Source organism: Nonomuraea sp. H19 (assembly GCF_052068215.1).
GTDB lineage: Bacteria > Actinomycetota > Actinomycetes > Streptosporangiales > Streptosporangiaceae > Nonomuraea.
In genome coordinates, this window is the sequence record NZ_JBQHCV010000068.1 from 1 (window position 1) to 16019 (window position 16019).

Here is a 16019-nt window from a genome sequence, read left to right on the forward strand (position 1 = left end):
CGTTTTGGCCGTACACGGTCCCCGGTTCCGACGAACCCAAGGGTGCATAACCACCCAGACCACCCCAACCGTTCGACATCGACCCTTGGGTTCGCGGGAACTCCGGGCTTTCCCGGGGTCGCCGTAGCATCCGCCGGCAATCCAACTCATTCGCCCGACCTGCGATGATAACGATCCGATCAAGGTCGGCGGTGTTTGCGGCTTGCGCGCAGTAGCGGTTAGTCGGTGGTCGCCATGGTTCGGCACAATGACTGGTGTGCGAGTTGGATTGCTCGGACCGTTCGAGGTCCGGAACCCCGATGGGGCCGTGGTGGAGGTTCCTGGGGCTCGGCTGCGCGCGCTGCTCGCCGCACTCGCCCTCGAACCTGGCCGGATCGTCACGCGCGCGAGGCTGGTGGACTGGATTTGGGGGCAACGGCCGCCCGCGGACGAAGTGAATGCCGTGCAGGCGTTGGTGTCCAGGCTGCGCAGGGTGTTGCCGGACGGTGTGATCGAGGCGGAGTCAGGCGGGTACCGGCTGGCCGTGGCTGCCGATGCCGTGGACGTGTGCCGGTTCGAGCAGCTGGTGGGTCAGGCCCGTGCCGCCGAGCCTGCGGCGCGGGCGGATCTGCTGCGCTCGGCCTTGGCATTGTGGCGCGGTACGGCCATGGCGGACATCGCACTGCAAGACAGCGATGCGTTCGACGCCGCGATCGCACGTCTGGACGAACTCCACGTTGCCGCGCTCGGAGATCGGGTGGATGCCGATATTCGCCTCGGCCGTGGCTCGGAGTTGGTCTCCGAGCTGACCGAGCTGGTTGCCGCGTACCCGCTCCGCGAGGGGTTCGTGGCGGCCTTGATGCGAGCGCTCGCCGAGGCGGGGCGTGGGAATGAAGCGTTGACCGTGTACCAGCGGACGCGCGAGCGGCTCGCTGAGGAGTTGGGCACCGATCCATCGACCGAGCTCTCCGCGCTGCACACCGCGTTGCTGCGGGGCGAGCTGGGCGAGCGGGCGGAGAACCGCAGGACGAACCTGCGCGCCGAGCTGACGAGTTTCGTCGGCAAGGACGATGACATCTCCGCGGTCGCCGCTCTGGCCATCAAGCACCGGCTGGTCACCTTGACGGGGGCGGGCGGTTCCGGCAAGACAAGGCTGGCCACGGAGACCGCGCGGACGATGCTCGCCGAGCTGCCGGATGGGGCGTGGCTGGTCGAGTTGGCCTCGGTGCAGGCAGGCGGTGAGCTGGCACAGGCCGCCCTTACCGCGATCGGCCTGCGCGACCAGCCATTGCTCGGTGATGCGCGGGGTGGGGAACCGATGGATCGGCTCATCGCCGCGGTCCGTGAGCGCTCGATCTTGCTGATCCTGGACAACTGCGAGCACGTGATCGAGGCGGCCGCGGCTTTCGCGGATCGGCTTCTGGGGGAGTGCCGGAGCCTGCGGATTCTGGCCACGAGCAGAGAACCGCTCGGTATCACCGGGGAGGTGCTGTGGCAGGTCGAGCCACTCGCGCTGCCCGCGAAGCAAGCAGACCCCTCCGAGGTCGGGTCCTCGCCCGCGGTGCGGCTGCTGCGGGACCGCGCGGGTCTGGTGCGCAAGGACATCGGCTCCGACGCGCACACCTTGTCGGCCATGGCGCGGATCTGCCGGGCGCTCGACGGGGTGCCGCTGGCGATCGAACTGGCCGCGGCACGGCTGCGCACCATGTCCATCGATCAGCTGGCCCGCCGGCTCGATGACCGATTCCGTCTGTTGACCAGCGGCAGCCGTACGGCGCTTTCCCGGCACAAGACGCTGCGCGCGGTAGTGGACTGGAGCTGGGATCTGTTGACCGAGGCCGAACGCGGCGTGCTGCGGCGGCTGTCGGTGTTCTCCGGCGGGGCCAGTCTGGAAGCGGCCGAACGGGTGTGCGGGGGCGAGGCGTTCGCCGGGGAGCAGGTGCTCGACCTGCTGACCGCGTTGATCGAGAAGTCGCTGCTGCTCGCCGACGGCGAGGGCACGCCGCGCTACCGGATGCTCAACACCATCAGGGAATACGCGGCGCACCGGCTCGCCGAAGCCGGGGAAACCGAGCCGGCGCGCCGGGCTCACCTTGCCTACTTCACCGAGCTGGCCGAGACGGCCGATCCGCACCTGCGCCGGGCCGAGCAGCTGGAGTGGCTGGCCACGCTCGATGCCGAGCACGACAACATCAGCACGGCCCTGCGCGGGGCGATCGCCGAGGGATGGGCCCAGGAGGCGATGCGGCTGGTCGGGGCCGTGGGCTGGTACTGGTTCCTCAGCGGGCACAGGGCCGAGGGCATCGAGTTGAGCATCGCGGCGGCCTCGCTGCACGGTGAGGTGTCCGATGAGGTGCGGGCGATGGCGTACACCATCGTGACAGTGTTCCTGACCTCCGGGCCCGGCCGCGATCAGTATCAGGCGCAGGAATGGATCCACGAGGCGCACCGGTTCACCCAGCGCAGCGGGTATCGCCACCCTTTCGTCGGGTTCGTCGAGCTGTGGGAGCGGATGCTGCAGGAGCCGACGGATTTCCTGCCCGCGTTCGAGCCGCTCATCGCCGACGACGATCCATGGGTGCGCGCGCAGGCCAGGCTCACTCGTGGCCGACTGCGGCTCACGCACATCGCCGACGAGACTGACGTGGACAGTGACCTCGAAATCGCCCTTGCCGAGTTCCGCACGCTGGGTGACCGGATGGGGATCTCGTTCGCGCTGACCTTCCTGGCCGATCGGCTCGCCACGCGCGGCGAGTTCGCACGCGCGTGTGAGCACTACGAAGAGGCGGCTGTGGCGCTGACCGAGGTAGGTGCGACCGAGGACGTGGTCAGCCTGCGTGCGCGGCAGGCTCAGCTGCACTGGCTGCTCGGCGATGAGCGATCCAGCACGTCCGCCATGGCCCAGGCGCAGCGGTACACGGGCGAGATCGCCTGGCCGGACACGCTTGCCGAGCTGGAGCTTGCGAAGGCGCAGCTGGCGCGCTGGCGCGGCGAGCCGGACAAGGCACATCAGCACCTGGCCACGGTGCGGGCGATGCTGGGCAACGAGGAACTGAGCGACTTGGCCCGCGCCAGGACCATGGACCTGTACGGCTACCTCACTGAGGATCTCGAGAAGGCCCGCGCGCACCGGACGGAGGCGTTCCGCGCGGCTGTGGAGACCACGTATCCACCGCTGATCGCCGAGGCGTTGATCGGGATCGCGGATCTCGCTCTGCGCCAGGGACAGTACGAGCAGGCCGTGCGATTGCTCGCGGCAAGCGACGGCGTGCGCGGTACGCCGGATCGTTCGAAGCCGGACGTTTCCAGGATCGCCGCGGACACCCGGAATCGCCTCGGTGAAACCGTGTTCGCCGAGGCGACCCGTGCCGGTCAGCAGCGGGACTGGCGAGAGCTGGCCGAGATCACTCTCGCTTCGTGAACGTCGCTCCCGCCCGCAGGCAGCCGATCAACCGGACGTAACCGACGCCGGCGGTCGCTACCACGAAACCGGACGCCGCACCGAAGGTGACCGCCTGACCGTCGCCCTAACCTTCCACACCGGCAGCGGCGGCCAGGAGCGCTTCACCTACAGCTTCCTCGTCCGCGACGGCCGCATCGCCGACGTCGTAGGCCGTTATCTATGACCATCACCCCGCGAACATGACCCGGCCGAACTCTACGAGTTCTTCGCAGTCACGAACCGCAGCGCCCGAGGTCAGCCTGCTCCCTTCCGCGCGCCATCCGTCCTCCTGAAGGTCGGGCGCCGGACCCCGCCCAGGGCCACGTCCCGGTACTGGTCACCGCCGTCTGCGGTGTGGCCGCAGTCCGGCGGCCGGAACTTCGCCGCGGCCGCCGGACGCTCATGCCGAACGTTGAGCGCCACCGAGGCGTTCAGGAAGGTGCTTGCGACAACGTCCGAGGAGGAGCCGACCGGGTCCCGGCAGGCGGGATCACTGTCCGGAGCAGTCTCCCTGGCAGTACCCATTGGTGACGATCAGCCGCCCGCGGGCGGGTGTATAGGCGGCGGCCTGCACGCCGACGATCACTCCCTGGCAACTGGGGCAGACGAGCGGCTGATCAGCTGTCACGAGAGCCCTTGCCGCATCCTCATGCGAGCGGTCACCCGCCCCGGTTGACGCGCCTCCGTCGCGCACGGCATCAACGCTGGGGGTATCGGTCACGACATTGCTGACAGGCGACTCGGTCATACAGCCACTGTGCCGCATGCCTCCGACAATTCCCGCACAGCGGGGGACTGGCAGACCCGCGGGTGACGCTGACCGTACTCGAAGGGTGGGCCGCCGCCGAAGGCAACTCGCCGCGTTCCTCGTACGCGATCAGCAGCTCGCTGTACGCCCCTGGGCTTCGACCGCAACCCAACCTGCGGATCCGGCCCAGGCGAATGACTACGACAGTTTCGCCGAGGCGTACTCGGCGGAGACCGAGAACAACATCATTAACGCGTACTTGGCGCGGCCCGCGATCACAGCCCTCGCCGGAGATGTGGCCGGCCGCCGAATCCTGGACGCCGGCTGCGGTTCAGGCCCCCTGTCCGCGGAACTACGCGATCGCGGTGCAGTCGTCACCGGCATCGACTCCAGCGCCGGGATGCTGGCGTTGGCCAGGCGGCGGCTCGGTGACGACGCGGCCCTGCACGTGGTCGACGTGCGTGATCCGCTGCCGTTCGCCGACGGTGCGTTCGACGACGTGGTCGCGTCGCTGGTGCTGCACTACCTCGAGGACTGGGGGCCGACGCTGGCCGAGATGCGGCGAGTGCTCAGGCCCGGTGGCCGGCTGATCGCGTCGGTGCAGCACCCTTTCGTGGACTACTTGCTCCAGGATCCTCGGCCCAACTATTTCGCGACCACCAGCTATACCGACGAATGGACGTTCAACGGGCAGTCCTTCCCGATGACCTTTTGGCGCAGGCCGTTGCACGCGATGACCGATGCGTTCACCACCGCCGGCTTCCACCTTGCCGTCATCAGTGAGCCGCAGCCCGACCCGGCCGCCCGTGAGCTGTTCCCCGACGACTTCCATGACTTTTGAACAAACTCAGCTTCCTGTGCTTCGTCGGCGAGGTACCGCCGTCGACTGCGGGCTCGACGGCCAGCTAACCACGCCAACGAGCGAGCACCTCACTCAAACATCGCTGGCACCCGGCTCAAGGTTCGATGGCATCAGCACACGCTCGTCTGGATCGTCCGACCAGGCCAGATACGTGCCCGGCGCGCCGGATTGCTTGCCGGGGCGCCGCCTTTGGCGGGCTTGGCCTTCGGCTGTGGCTTGCCCAGCAGGTCGTCCCCGGACGACGACATCCCCGAGTTCCCGCCGTTGCGCGAGATCAACCGCTCCAACCGCGCGACCCGCTCACGCAGCTCGCCGTTCTCCTTCTCCAACGCGCCGACCCGCCCGGCCAGAGCGATCAGCTCCTCGCGCGACCACTCCTCCAGGCCAGACACCAGATGCTCTCACCACGCCTCGGCCGAGATGATCAAAAGTCACACGATGTGACGAGATCAGAACGCCCGTCGCTTATCGCGCACAGGCTGAATGTCTCCATAGGAAGAGGATGTCGCTAACCTCCGGCGTATGCCGCGCCTGGTGTTCTCCGACTCGGACCTCGGTCGTGTCCGATTCGCCATCCTGCCCTTTCAGGAAACGCTGAAAGCGGCGCGTGGCCTCGGACTGCCGAAACCGCCGCCCGGCCTGGCCGCGTGGCGTCATGCCAGTCGCGCAGTGTTGCCTGCGGTGGCTCGGCCCGTGGTGACACTGTGCTCGGCGCACACCCGGCATCTGCCGGACTTTCTGACGCCGCAGCCTGCTACTGACTCGATGTCGTTCGAGGATGAACTCCACGCGGCGCTTGACGACCCATCCGTGCCGGTGCAACAGGACATGGCTGCGTTCGCCGGCGTACTGGAGACCGTTCCGGTGGTCGTCGACACGCTGCTGCACCATCCCGACCGCGGTCGGCGAACGTTGAGGCACGCTTTCACGGCGTTCCACCAAGCGGTGCTGGCCGCCGATTGGCCACGGCTGCACGCCCAGTTAGCGGCGGATGTGGCCTATCGTGCACGGCTCGCGGCGCAGCATGGTCTGGACGCCATGCTCGCCACTTTGTGCCCTCCACATGTGCGTTGGGAGTATCCGCATCTGGGATTCGACGGGCCGGGCGCGCCCGATTTCGCCCTCGGCGGCCGCGGGCTGGTTTTGGTGCCGAGCATGTTCCTGACCGATGGTGTGCACCGGCAGCTCAACGACCGGCAGCAGCCGATGCTCTTCTACCCGGCGCGCACGGCCGGGGCGTTCTGGCGTGACAACGGTGGGCGCAGCTGGCCGGATGGGCGTTTGGCCGGGGCAATCGGTGAGCGCCGGGCGGCGGTATTGCGGGCTCTTGCCGAACGCCCCGGCTGCGGCACCACGGACCTTGCCACGGCGTTAGGCGTCACGCCGGCAACCGCCTCGACACATGTGGCGAATCTGCGACGTGCCGGGCTGGTCGTCACCACCCGGGTGGCACGAACGGCCCGGCACGAGCTGACTCCGCTGGGCCGGCACCTGCTGGACGCGCACATCGGGTAATCGGTCACTCGACGGCGATCGCCTCGATTTCCAGCAGCCATTCTTCGGAATAGATGTCGGTGATGATGATGGTGAGAGCAGGACGGTGGTCTCCGAGAATCTCTTGGCGGATACGGCTGTTGGCTTCCCGGTACATGCGGTCGGAGAGGTATGTCGTGACCTTGGCGAGGTTTCGTACGCCCATGTCGGCCTCGGCCAGTACGGCGAAGACGTTGTGCCACGTCAAGCGGCACTGGGAGTCGAAGTCTTCGGGAACCGCGCCCTGCCTGGCCCAGGGCACCTGGCCGCTGACGAACACGGTGCGGCGGACACCCGCCACCAAGGCGCCATGCGTGTAGTTGCCCGTCGCGTCCGGGAGCGTCGCGGGATTGATCGGCTGTGTCAGGGACGTTTCCATGGCGGCGACGATAGGTACGCGGCCACACGGGTCACAAATACTTCGAGGATTCATCAAATCGTTCGGGGAGGCCTGGTCCCAGGTGAGCCTGTAAGCATCCACGCCCAAAGACGATCACACCCCGCGACCATCCAGCATCGGAATGCGCAGGGCGTGAATGCTTGCTCGTCACCGTGCTGTCACTGGCGGGAATCGCCTGGGGGTCAGCGTGAGCATCCCGTCCCGACCACTCGCATGCCCGCCAAGAGCCGATCTGTCAGGCCGTCAGCGGCAGTGCGGTGAAGGTGTGGTGTTGCCAGAGACGGCGGGAGGCCTCCTCCGGATAGGTGGTGACCGCCGGGTCGGTGTCGAAGAGCTGGACGAGGCGCTCACCTGTGTCGAAGGCGGGCCAGCCCGGGTCGCCGGTGGCGGCGAAGGCGGTCCACGCGGAGCGGAGGCGGGCGGAGAGCGCCTCAGCCTCGGGAGGAGGCGTGGGGCCGACCAGCATCTGCCCCAAGCCCTCGAAGACACCGAAGGTGAGGGGCACGTCCAGACCGTGGCAGGCGCCCAGGACGCCTCCGTCCGCCGGGGCGGCCCAGGTGAGTTCGTACATGTGGGCGCGGCCGCCCCCGGTGACGTGGGCCTCCGCCAGGTGCAGCGAGGGCATGCGGAAGAGCCAGTCGGAGTACGCGAGTTCGTACAGGTACTCCGCCGTGGCGTCCGGGAATGCCGTGCGGTAGGCGTGCTCGGGGTCCGGCGCCGGCCCGAACAGGCGCAGCACCGTCGCCGCCTCGGCCTGGCCGATCTGGCCCAGCTGCCCGCCCATGGCCAGAAACAGCCGGTACTCGTCGCGGGTGTGCCCGGTGATCAGTTCGACCTGTCGTGCCGCGCCGCTCGCCAGCGCCTGCCAGGGTGCGGTCGGCAGCACCTCCCCGTCGACGACGGGCGAGAAGGGGGTCACGGTGCGCGCGACCGGACCCCAGCGATCTTCGTACTTGAGCATCCCGGCGGTCAGCGTGGCCCCGGCCTCGGGCAGTTTGCGCGGGTCCACGCCTGAGAGGTCGCCCACCGTCGGACGCAGCCCGAGCTCGCCGGCCAGGGCGCCGGCGATGTCCGTTGCCAGCGCGTCGGAGAAGAAGGTCCCCGGCACGCTTTGCGTGATGGCCCGCCGGAACAGGCCGGCCGCGCTCGGCATGGCCAGCAGGGCAGCGATGGACCCGGCGCCGGCCGACTCGCCGAAGACGGTGACCTGACCGGGGTCGCCGCCGAAGGCGGTGATGTTCTCCCGTACCCACTGCAGGGCTGCGACCTGGTCGAGCAGACCGCGGTTGGCCGGCGCCCCGTGGATCCGGGCGAAACCCTCCATGCCGACACGATGGTTGAAGGTCACCACGACGACTTCGCCGTCGCGGGCGAGCCGGCCGCCGTTGTAGCCGGGGTCGTCGGCGGAGCCGAACTTGTAGGCGCCGCCGTAGATCCACACCATCACGGGGCGGTGGGCCGCGGGGTCCGGGTCAGGAGTCCAGACGTTGACCGTCAGCCAGTCGTCACCTGCCGCGAGGTTCGCGGGCATCCCGGGAACCATCGCCTCCTGCGGGGGCGGCGGGCCGAACCCGAACGCCTCTCGTACCCCGTCCCAGCGGTGGACCGGCCGTGGAGCCGCGAAGCGCCCGTCGCCGACCGGCGGCTGCGCGAACGGGATACCACGAAAGACGGCCAGGCCATCCTCGCTGCGGCCGCGGACCGCGCCCGCCTCGGTGCGGATCTCCGGAAACTCATCGGATTTCATCGACGACTCCTCACAGGGCACCCGAGCTGGGCTGCCGGAAATATACGTCTGTTTCGTGACGGCAGGCAAGAAATTGCCCAAGGTTGCGGTGGGTCGGGAACGAACAGCCGACGTGAGGCCATGACAGTGACATCGATCCGTGGTATCTCGATTCGATGCGAGAGGATGGCGTCATGCTGGAACTGGCGATCCTGGGCTTCCTCGCCGACGGCCCCGTTACACGGCTACGAGCTGCGCCGCCGAGTCACCCAGGTGTCCGGATACACCAGGCCGGTCAGTGACGGCAGCCTCTACCCGGCGATCAACCGCCTGATGAAGGCGCCGCCGCGCACGAGTGGGTGCAGTCGCGCGACTGCTGTGAAACAGAGAGCGCGCACGGCTGGTATCGCTCTCGGCCAGGCCGTCATGAGACCGGCCGGCACGACGGCCGTCCGAGGGCAGGCCGTGACGGAACATGATGCCGGAAAGACGATTCCGGGGCGGGCGAGCATCCGCAGGGAGATCTTGGCCTGTGTGGCGAGATCGCCGACGATGAGGACTCACCGCCCTTAACGGCTGTGACCCATGGCGCCGACTGGCCTGTTGACCTGTACCTCAGGGTGCGGGTTTATGGTTCCGGTCATGCGAGTGAGCGAGTTGGCGCGGCGCACCGGTGTCACGGTGCGCGCGTTGCGCTATTACGAGACGGTCGGCCTGGTTGTCCCGCGCCGCCGCGCCAATGGTTACCGGGAGTACGACCCGATCTCGGTGCGGCTGGTGGAGCACATCCGGTCGCTGATGGCGTTGGGCCTTTCGGTGGAGGAGACGCGGCCGTTCGTCGAGTGCCTGCTCAGCGGCGCCGACTCCGGCGATGTGTGTCCGGCGTCGCTGGCCACCTACCGGCGGGCCATCGACCAGTTGGAGCAGCGCATCACGCAGCTTGCCGAGCAGCGTGACAGACTACGCGCCCAGCTTGACGCGGCCGCGCAGCTCAGGATGCAGGCGCAGTCCGGCCGGCGGCGGGCCATCGCAGCCGTAGATCCGGTCAGGCTCGTCGGTGCTGAGCTGCCGGACCTGGAGCTGGTGGCCACCGACGGCAGTAGGGTCCGCTTGCGGGCGCTCGGCCAGGGGCGCAGCGTGCTGTTCGGGTATCCGCTGACCGGGCGGCCTGGCGTGGACCTGCCGGAGGGATGGGAGACGATCCCCGGCGCGCGCGGCTGCACCGAGCAGGCGTGCGGGTTCCGCGACCGTCACGCCGACCTGCTGAAGGCCGGTGCGGCGCGGATCTACGGGCTGTCGGCGCAGTCGAGCGGGTATCAGCGGGAGGTGGTGCACCGGCTCGGGCTGCCGTACCCGCTGGTGGCCGACCCGCGCCTGACCCTGGCCGCCGCTCTTGGCTTGCCCACGTTTGATGCCGGCGAGATGACGCTGTATCGCCGGCTGACCCTCATCGTGGCCAATGGTCGGGTCGAGCATGTGTTCTTTCCCATCGAGGAGCCGGCCGGCCACGCCGAACAGCTCATGCAGTGGCTGGCCGAGCATCAGATCTGACGAGGGGATGGCAGTCCGCAGTGGTGCAATCTCTCCTGGCGGCGGTGGCGGTCCTCGCCATGCTGACCGTGGTCCCAGGGCCGGACATGGCAGTGGTGAGCAGCAGCGCACTGAGCGGCGGTCGCCGAGCGGCGACCCAGACAGCGGCCGGGGTGGTGACCGGATTGCTGGTCTGGGGGATGCTAGCGGTCGCCGGCCTGGCCGTGGTGCTGGCCGCCTCGACACAGGCGTACACGGTGGTCAGGATCGCGGGGGCGGTATACCTGGTGTTGCTCGGCTTGCAGGCGTGGTGGCGCAGCCGCGAGGGCACGGTGGAGAGGTCCGAGCGTGTGCGCTCACTCCTGGCTGTGGGCTGGCGGGCCGGACTGGTGACCAATCTGCTCAATCCCAAGATCGCCGCGTTCTACTCCAGCTTGCTGCCACAACTGATTCCGGCCGACGCGCCGGCGACCGCGACAATGGCGGGACTGGTGTTCGCCCACGGGGTGCTGTCGCTGGCCTGGCTCAACGCCTATGCCCTGCTGGTGGACCGCTTCCGGCCGGTACTGAACCGGCCGCGGATCCGGCGGCTGCTGGAGCGGGTGACCGGCACCATGCTGATCGGCTTCGGGCTGCGGCTGGCAATGGAGGGCCGGTGAGCACGATCCGGCGCCTGTACTCCTGTCCCTGCGAGGACGCGCCGGGCCGAGCAGAACCGTCGCCCCTGCTGGTGGGCCAGGTCGTCGAGCTGGCGCGGTATCCGGTGAAGTCCCTGGGTGGTGAGCGGCTGGCGTACGCGCCGTTCGCCGTCGGCGGCGTTGCCGGGGACCGAAGCTGGGCGGTCTACGCGGAGGATGGGGGGATCGGCAGCGGCAAGACCACCCGCCGCTTCCGCCGCATCGACGGTCTGCTCAGCCTGCGTGCCCGTCTGGACGAGACCGCCGCCGCAGCTCTGGGAGATGGTGAGGTGCCGTTGGTGGTCCTCCCGGACGGGCGAGAACTTCGTGCCGATGACCCGGCGGCCGGTCAGGTGCTCAGCACGCTTTTGGGCCAGCCACTGCACCTGCGTCGGCAGTCCTCCGTACCGCACCACGACGAGGCCCCTGTTCATCTCGTCACCACGGCTGCGGTGCGCAAACTGGAGCAGTTGCTCGGCGAATCCGTCGATGTCGCCCGCTTCCGCGCGAACATCGTGCTGGAGGCCGAGGGCGTCGACTTCATCGAGGACGACTGGCAGGGCCGCCATCTCACCATCGGCAACCAGGTAGAGCTGTGTCTCGGGCCGGGCATGCCCCGCTGCGTCATGGTCGGCATGCCCCAGCCCCACGCGGGGCTGGGGCCCGACGTACGGCTCCTCAAGCTGCTCGGACACGTCCACCAGGTGCGGTTCGGCCTGCAAGCCAGCGTGGTGCGCGGCGGCACCGTCCAGCGGGGGGACCTCGCCGTTCTCGGCTAGAGGAGACTCAAACAGTCATCAACATCACTCAGGGCTGTTTGAAGCCTGAGGCCGGGCTTACCCCGTCCGCTGCTGAGCGCCATTTTCATCGATCATCGCCTGCACCGCCACGCGGACTGATCACCAGAGGCGAGGTCAACGGTTCAGGAGTTAGGCACTCAGCCTCAGGCCGGCCCTTTGGGCAAGCTGTCGTGCAGGACCGTGAGCGGGATGAACGCCGACGGGGTGCCGAGGTCCTTGGGTGTCGGCCCGGCGGGGGTGGGGACGTCGGCCAAGCTTCCGACCAGCGCGGCGACGACCTCGCGGTCGCCTTCCAGGGCGTGGCGTTCCTCGTCGGTGAGGTCGAGCTGTTTCAGCATCTGCCTGCACCTGCTCACGGCGCAGCGCGCCGTCGCAGGCCAGCGCCACCATCAACCGGTTGTGCAGCGGCTCGGCGGCGTTGGCGCGCAGGATCTGTACTGCCAGTCCCACTCGTTGGGGATCCACGGCGCCTTCTCCACCCGCCGCACCAGCCGATGTACGAGCGCGGCGGCGCGCGGGTTTGGGCGCTGATGCAGGCCGCCGATCCAGGCGGCGACCGTGTCGGCCCGTATCGTCAATGGGTCGGCGCCGACCGAGACGGGGGGCGAGGAGCATCCGCGCAGGATTGAACGGTGGCGGGTCGCGACCCTGCTGCCAGCGGGCCAGCCCTTCGGGGGAAACGCGGGCGTACGGGCCAGCGAGGCGACCGAGGCGTGGCCGGAGTAGGAGGCCAGCAGGGTGGAAGTGCTGGCGCCGTCTTGGCGGCGTGGGTGAGGGCGGAGTGACGGAGTCGGTGCAGGGTGTACGGTCCGGCTGGTAGGTCGGTGGTGGCGGCCTCGAAGAGTTCGGAGGCGCGGCGGTAGGACAGCCGAGCCTGGCCGGAACCCGGGTCGACGTCGGCCGGCGGCCGTTTGACACGGGCACGGCGATCGGTGAGGAAGACCGGGCCAAGCTCGGGTTCCGGTTCCGATCTCGTCCACCGACGATCAACAGAGAGGCAGCGCGCCTCTTCGTCTGGCCACCAGGACGTCAGTCATCAGTTCCTGCTCCCACCGGCCTGTCGGATTGTCGGCCAGCAGCGCCTTCCGCAGCGCCTCAACGAAGGCGTGGAGTCGATCGCCGAGTACGGCGGGCGAGCTGTAAGAGTAGGAGAGCTGTAGCCCGACCAATCCCTCTACGTCCCACACCAGCCGCCGCCTGAACGTTCGGCATTCCAGATCGCTGAACGGTGAGGTGGCCAGGATGTCGTGGTGATGTTCTTCGGTGGCGTGGTAGCAGTTGGCCGCCGCACTGATCTCGAGGTCGAAGTCCTCACATACCCGCCGCTCGACCGGCTGCCACGGCTGCGCGCTCGGCTGCCATGGCTCTCCCGACAGCCGGGCCGGGCCGACCAGTGCCACCACACCGCCAGGCGGCAGCAGCTCATCCAGCTCCGCCAGCACCACCCTGCGGTCCATCCAGTGAAATGACCTGCCCATCACCACGTGGTCGAACGGCGGCAGCGTGCGCAGCGTGGTCGAGTCGCCGCGAATCCACATGATGTTGGGGATGTCGGCGGCCAGGCGCCGGCCCTCGGCCAGCATCTCTTCTGCCGGGTCCACGGCGAGCACCGTCTTCACCCCACCGGCAAGCGGGATCGCGATCGTTCCAGGACCACAGCCCAGGTCCAGCACCCGGCTGTCCGCGCCGAGCGCTCCGGCCAAGTGCTCGATCACCGCTTGCCCGTACGTGGGGCGGTATCTGGCGTAGTACGGCGCAGCGCCGCCGAACAAGTCCTCCACGCACGAGGACTTTAACCCTGTCGGCGGCGATAGCGTGCCCGTCAGCCGTCGGCGAGGGCAGCGGGGTCCCGCAAGGGGGCGGGGTGAAGGTGGCCCCCGACTAGGAAACGTCCGGCGAACCGGGGTTACTGTCACATCCGTTGAGAGCCTGGTCCATGATTGGCTCGGCTCCCTCGCTTGGCGTACGGCGGGAAGGTGTGGGGGAGTGGTCATATCCCAACGAGACTTCTCGGCAGGCGCTGAGCCGCTGGTCAGCGGGGTTCGTCTCGGGTGGTCCAGCCGTGGTTGGTGATGAGGTTGGCCAGGGCATGGACGATGCCATTTCTGGGGCGGGTGGCGAGTCAGTAGTTAGCGATCGCAGCGGCCGCGCAGGCGGCGAGGTCTTCGCGTAGCCGACGCTGCTGCGCCTGGGACAACGGTGAGAACAGCTGCTGTTCGACGGCGCGCACGGCGACACTGGCCTCGCGCAGCGTCGACTGCCCGGCTCGGGTGAGCTCGGTTGGCAGTGCCCGCCCATGAGCGGCGTGATCAGGCCTGGTGAGCAGGCCCCGCTCTTGTAGCCGGCGAAGTACGAGGTTCATCGACTGGCGGGTGACGAAGGCGCGGCGGGCGAGTTCGGAGTTGGACAGGCCCGGATGCTGTCCGAGCAGTTCGAGGCATGCGTATTGGGCAACGGTGAGACCCAGTGGACGCAGCACCTCGTCCATCGCGGTGTGCAGTGAGGCTTGCACCTGCTTGAGGACGTAGCCCACCGACTGGTCAAGGTCTCCCACGGTCTCTTCTTGCTCCATGTCAGCATTCTGACATACCCTCCTATGTCAGCACACTGACATAGGAGGAAGCTCATGAGTGGACAGGTCACGTACTTCGAGCTGCCGAGCACCGACATCGAAGCAACCCAGCGGTTCTGGGGCTCGCTGTTCGGTTGGACGTTCTACGAGGGCAACTTCCCGGGCTACTCGATGATCCAGGGGCCCGAGCCCATGGGCGGATCGCCGCACGACGATTCGTCACGACACCCGCGCATCTTCTTCGCCGTCGACGACATCACCGCCGCCGTCGCTCGGGTGCGGGAACTCGGTGGCACGGCAGAAGATCCGGTCAGCATCCCCTCTGGTGCCTACGCCCATTGCACAGATGATCAGGGCGTGGAGTTCAGCCTGTCCCAACAGGCCGGAGACCAGGAATGAATCGCACCGAGATCGACGAGCCTGAACCAAAGGGATCCGGGCCCCTCGTGAGACCGTTGTTGCCGCTGGCGCTGGCAACCTTCGCGGTCGGCACCGACGCGTTCGTGATGGCCGGTCTCCTGCCGGCCATTGCCGCCGACCTTGAGGTAGGCATGCCGGCCGCCGGCCAGCTGGTGACAGTGTTCGCACTGACACTCGCTGTCGCTGCGCCGATTCTGAGTTGGCTGCTGAGCCCACTGGATCGTCGCAGGGTTTTGCAGCTGGCGCTGATCGTGTTCGTCGTCGGCAACGTCGTCACCGCACTCAGCCCGAGCTACCCGATCGCGCTGTTAGCCCGGATTCTCACAGCAGCCGGGGCGGCCACCATCACCGCCACTGCGTCGAGTGCAGCTGTCGCAATCACGCCTGCCGAACGCCGGGGGCGTGCCATGGCGTTGGTCATCGGTGGATTGACGCTGTCCACCGCGCTAGGCATGCCGCTGGGCAACTTGATCGGCGGCATCGACTGGCGCCTCACACTCTGGGCGGTCGCTGCCCTTGGCGTCGTTGCCGCGATCGGTATCTCGGTAGCGTTGCCCAAGGTCGTGCTGCCGGCGACAAGCCTTATGGCCCGCCTGGCTCCGCTGCGCCAGCCCAAGGTGCTCTCCATTTTGGTCGTGACGCTGCTGGTGATGGCCGGACATTACGCCGTCTACACCTACATCGGAGCAGTGACGGCCAGCGCCACGACCGGATCGTTTTCCCAGGCCCTCACCATGATTCTGTTCGTCTGGGGTGTCGGAGTCCTGGTTGGCAACTTCTTCGCCGGCCATCTCGTGGACAAGCGGGCGGTACTCGGGGTCGCAGTCGGAGTACTCGCCGGCGGCACCGTGCTGCTCGCGATCAGCCCACTCACGGTCAGCAACCTGGCCATTGCGAGCGTCTGGGCCGCCATCTGGGGCACCACCGACGGAATGGCCTCGGTGGTGCAGCAACACCGGCTGGTGACCTTCGCACCCGCCTCATCACCAATGCTCCTTGGTCTCAACTCGTCCGCGATCTACTTCGGTGTAGCGATCGGCGGCGGACTTGGAGGTCTGGCCCAGGAGTGGCTGTCGGTCACCTTGCTCGGCGTTCCCGCCGCAGTCCTGGCACTGCTCGCCACCACCATCACCGTCGTGGAGGGGAGGGTAGACCCGGCGAAGGCCTCGCCAAAGGCAGCCGAGAACCGCCGCTGAGGCAACAAATGGGCCGACCGGCCCGTCGGCTACCGGAATTGTCAGCAGTGCTCCGGGCTTCAGGACTCTGCTGAGAAATTCACCTATTAGGTCGAAGCGTGACTATCTGTCGTGCATCGTTGTGGTGACCGAGA

General features: G+C 68.2%; 15 protein-coding genes. 8 read left to right on the plus strand and 7 right to left on the minus strand.

Going from position 1 to position 16019, the window contains the following annotated elements; translation table 11 throughout:
• Positions 1-247 precede the first annotated feature (247 nt).
• On the plus strand, positions 248-3400 hold the full coding sequence (locus tag ACTMTI_RS55535; RefSeq protein WP_441129169.1) for a BTAD domain-containing putative transcriptional regulator: 3153 nt from the start codon (positions 248-250) through the stop codon (positions 3398-3400).
• A 511-nt stretch (positions 3401-3911) separates the two neighbouring features.
• Here the strand turns inward: ACTMTI_RS55535 and ACTMTI_RS55540 are convergent.
• Positions 3912-4169: a hypothetical protein gene (locus tag ACTMTI_RS55540; RefSeq protein ID WP_441129170.1), complete on the minus strand. Its 258-nt coding sequence runs from the start codon at positions 4167-4169 to the stop codon at positions 3912-3914.
• Between the two features lie 85 nt (positions 4170-4254).
• Here ACTMTI_RS55540 and ACTMTI_RS55545 point away from each other — a divergent pair, with 85 nt between their 5' ends.
• Complete coding sequence (locus ACTMTI_RS55545) at positions 4255-5010, plus strand: class I SAM-dependent methyltransferase (protein WP_441129171.1); 756 nt, start codon at positions 4255-4257, stop codon at positions 5008-5010.
• 131 nt (positions 5011-5141) lie between these two features.
• Here ACTMTI_RS55545 and ACTMTI_RS55550 read toward each other — a convergent pair whose 3' ends face one another.
• On the minus strand, positions 5142-5423 hold the full coding sequence (locus tag ACTMTI_RS55550) for a hypothetical protein (RefSeq protein WP_441129172.1): 282 nt from the start codon (positions 5421-5423) through the stop codon (positions 5142-5144).
• 130 nt (positions 5424-5553) lie between these two features.
• Here ACTMTI_RS55550 and ACTMTI_RS55555 point away from each other — a divergent pair, with 130 nt between their 5' ends.
• The gene (locus ACTMTI_RS55555) at positions 5554-6546 is read left to right on the plus strand and encodes a DUF5937 family protein (RefSeq protein WP_441129173.1); all 993 of its coding nucleotides are present in this window, start codon (positions 5554-5556) and stop codon (positions 6544-6546) included.
• Between the two features lie 4 nt (positions 6547-6550).
• On the opposite strand, the gene ACTMTI_RS55560 is transcribed toward ACTMTI_RS55555, so the two are convergent.
• Positions 6551-6943, minus strand: coding sequence for a RidA family protein (locus ACTMTI_RS55560; RefSeq protein WP_441129174.1), 393 nt, complete (start codon positions 6941-6943; stop codon positions 6551-6553).
• A 256-nt stretch (positions 6944-7199) separates the two neighbouring features.
• On the minus strand, positions 7200-8711 hold the full coding sequence (locus ACTMTI_RS55565; RefSeq protein WP_441129175.1) for a carboxylesterase/lipase family protein: 1512 nt from the start codon (positions 8709-8711) through the stop codon (positions 7200-7202).
• Between the two features lie 621 nt (positions 8712-9332).
• Here ACTMTI_RS55565 and ACTMTI_RS55570 point away from each other — a divergent pair.
• From ACTMTI_RS55570 to ACTMTI_RS55580, 3 genes are read left to right on the plus strand one after another with little or no spacing between them, the layout of a single operon-like run.
• Entirely contained in the window at positions 9333-10241 is a 909-nt protein-coding gene (locus tag ACTMTI_RS55570) for a MerR family transcriptional regulator (RefSeq protein ID WP_441129176.1), read from the plus strand.
• 20 nt (positions 10242-10261) lie between these two features.
• A complete protein-coding gene (locus ACTMTI_RS55575; protein WP_441129177.1) occupies positions 10262-10879 on the plus strand; it encodes a LysE family translocator in 618 nt (205 codons plus the stop codon).
• Positions 10876-11676 carry an MOSC domain-containing protein gene (locus ACTMTI_RS55580; protein WP_441129178.1) on the plus strand — a complete coding sequence of 267 codons (801 nt, stop codon included), beginning with the start codon at positions 10876-10878 and terminating at the stop codon, positions 11674-11676. Before ACTMTI_RS55575 ends, ACTMTI_RS55580 begins: the two co-directional genes overlap by 4 nt.
• A gap of 164 nt (positions 11677-11840) precedes the next feature.
• Here ACTMTI_RS55580 and ACTMTI_RS55585 read toward each other — a convergent pair whose 3' ends face one another.
• The 3 genes from ACTMTI_RS55585 to ACTMTI_RS55595 form a co-directional block, all read right to left on the minus strand.
• Positions 11841-12035 carry a hypothetical protein gene (locus ACTMTI_RS55585; protein ID WP_441129179.1) on the minus strand — a complete coding sequence of 65 codons (195 nt, stop codon included), beginning with the start codon at positions 12033-12035 and terminating at the stop codon, positions 11841-11843.
• 648 nt (positions 12036-12683) lie between these two features.
• The gene (locus ACTMTI_RS55590) at positions 12684-13478 is read right to left on the minus strand and encodes a class I SAM-dependent methyltransferase (protein ID WP_441129180.1); all 795 of its coding nucleotides are present in this window, start codon (positions 13476-13478) and stop codon (positions 12684-12686) included.
• Positions 13479-13819: 341 nt separating this feature from the next.
• A complete protein-coding gene (locus ACTMTI_RS55595; protein WP_441129181.1) occupies positions 13820-14269 on the minus strand; it encodes a MarR family winged helix-turn-helix transcriptional regulator in 450 nt (149 codons plus the stop codon).
• Between the two features lie 54 nt (positions 14270-14323).
• Between ACTMTI_RS55595 and ACTMTI_RS55600 the strand changes: the two genes are divergently transcribed.
• Both ACTMTI_RS55600 and ACTMTI_RS55605 read left to right on the plus strand, forming a co-directional pair.
• Positions 14324-14668: a VOC family protein gene (locus ACTMTI_RS55600; RefSeq protein ID WP_441129182.1), complete on the plus strand. Its 345-nt coding sequence runs from the start codon at positions 14324-14326 to the stop codon at positions 14666-14668.
• On the plus strand, positions 14665-15885 hold the full coding sequence (locus tag ACTMTI_RS55605; protein WP_441129183.1) for an MFS transporter: 1221 nt from the start codon (positions 14665-14667) through the stop codon (positions 15883-15885). Before ACTMTI_RS55600 ends, ACTMTI_RS55605 begins: the two co-directional genes overlap by 4 nt.
• Positions 15886-16019 lie beyond the last annotated feature (134 nt).

Bases quoted from the DNA above. Each gene is read 5' to 3' on its own strand.
- ACTMTI_RS55595 (WP_441129181.1), bottom strand. From the start codon at position 14,269: ATGGAGCAAGAAGAGACCGTGGGAGACCTTGACCAGTCGGTGGGCTAC.
- ACTMTI_RS55535 (WP_441129169.1), top strand. From the start codon at position 248: ATGACTGGTGTGCGAGTTGGATTGCTCGGACCGTTCGAGGTCCGGAAC.
- ACTMTI_RS55540 (WP_441129170.1), bottom strand. From the start codon at position 4,169: ATGACCGAGTCGCCTGTCAGCAATGTCGTGACCGATACCCCCAGCGTT.
- ACTMTI_RS55600 (WP_441129182.1), top strand. From the start codon at position 14,324: ATGAGTGGACAGGTCACGTACTTCGAGCTGCCGAGCACCGACATCGAA.
- ACTMTI_RS55565 (WP_441129175.1), bottom strand. From the start codon at position 8,711: ATGAAATCCGATGAGTTTCCGGAGATCCGCACCGAGGCGGGCGCGGTC.
- ACTMTI_RS55605 (WP_441129183.1), top strand. From the start codon at position 14,665: ATGAATCGCACCGAGATCGACGAGCCTGAACCAAAGGGATCCGGGCCC.
- ACTMTI_RS55585 (WP_441129179.1), bottom strand. From the start codon at position 12,035: ATGCTGAAACAGCTCGACCTCACCGACGAGGAACGCCACGCCCTGGAA.
- ACTMTI_RS55570 (WP_441129176.1), top strand. From the start codon at position 9,333: ATGCGAGTGAGCGAGTTGGCGCGGCGCACCGGTGTCACGGTGCGCGCG.
- ACTMTI_RS55560 (WP_441129174.1), bottom strand. From the start codon at position 6,943: ATGGAAACGTCCCTGACACAGCCGATCAATCCCGCGACGCTCCCGGAC.
- ACTMTI_RS55555 (WP_441129173.1), top strand. From the start codon at position 5,554: ATGCCGCGCCTGGTGTTCTCCGACTCGGACCTCGGTCGTGTCCGATTC.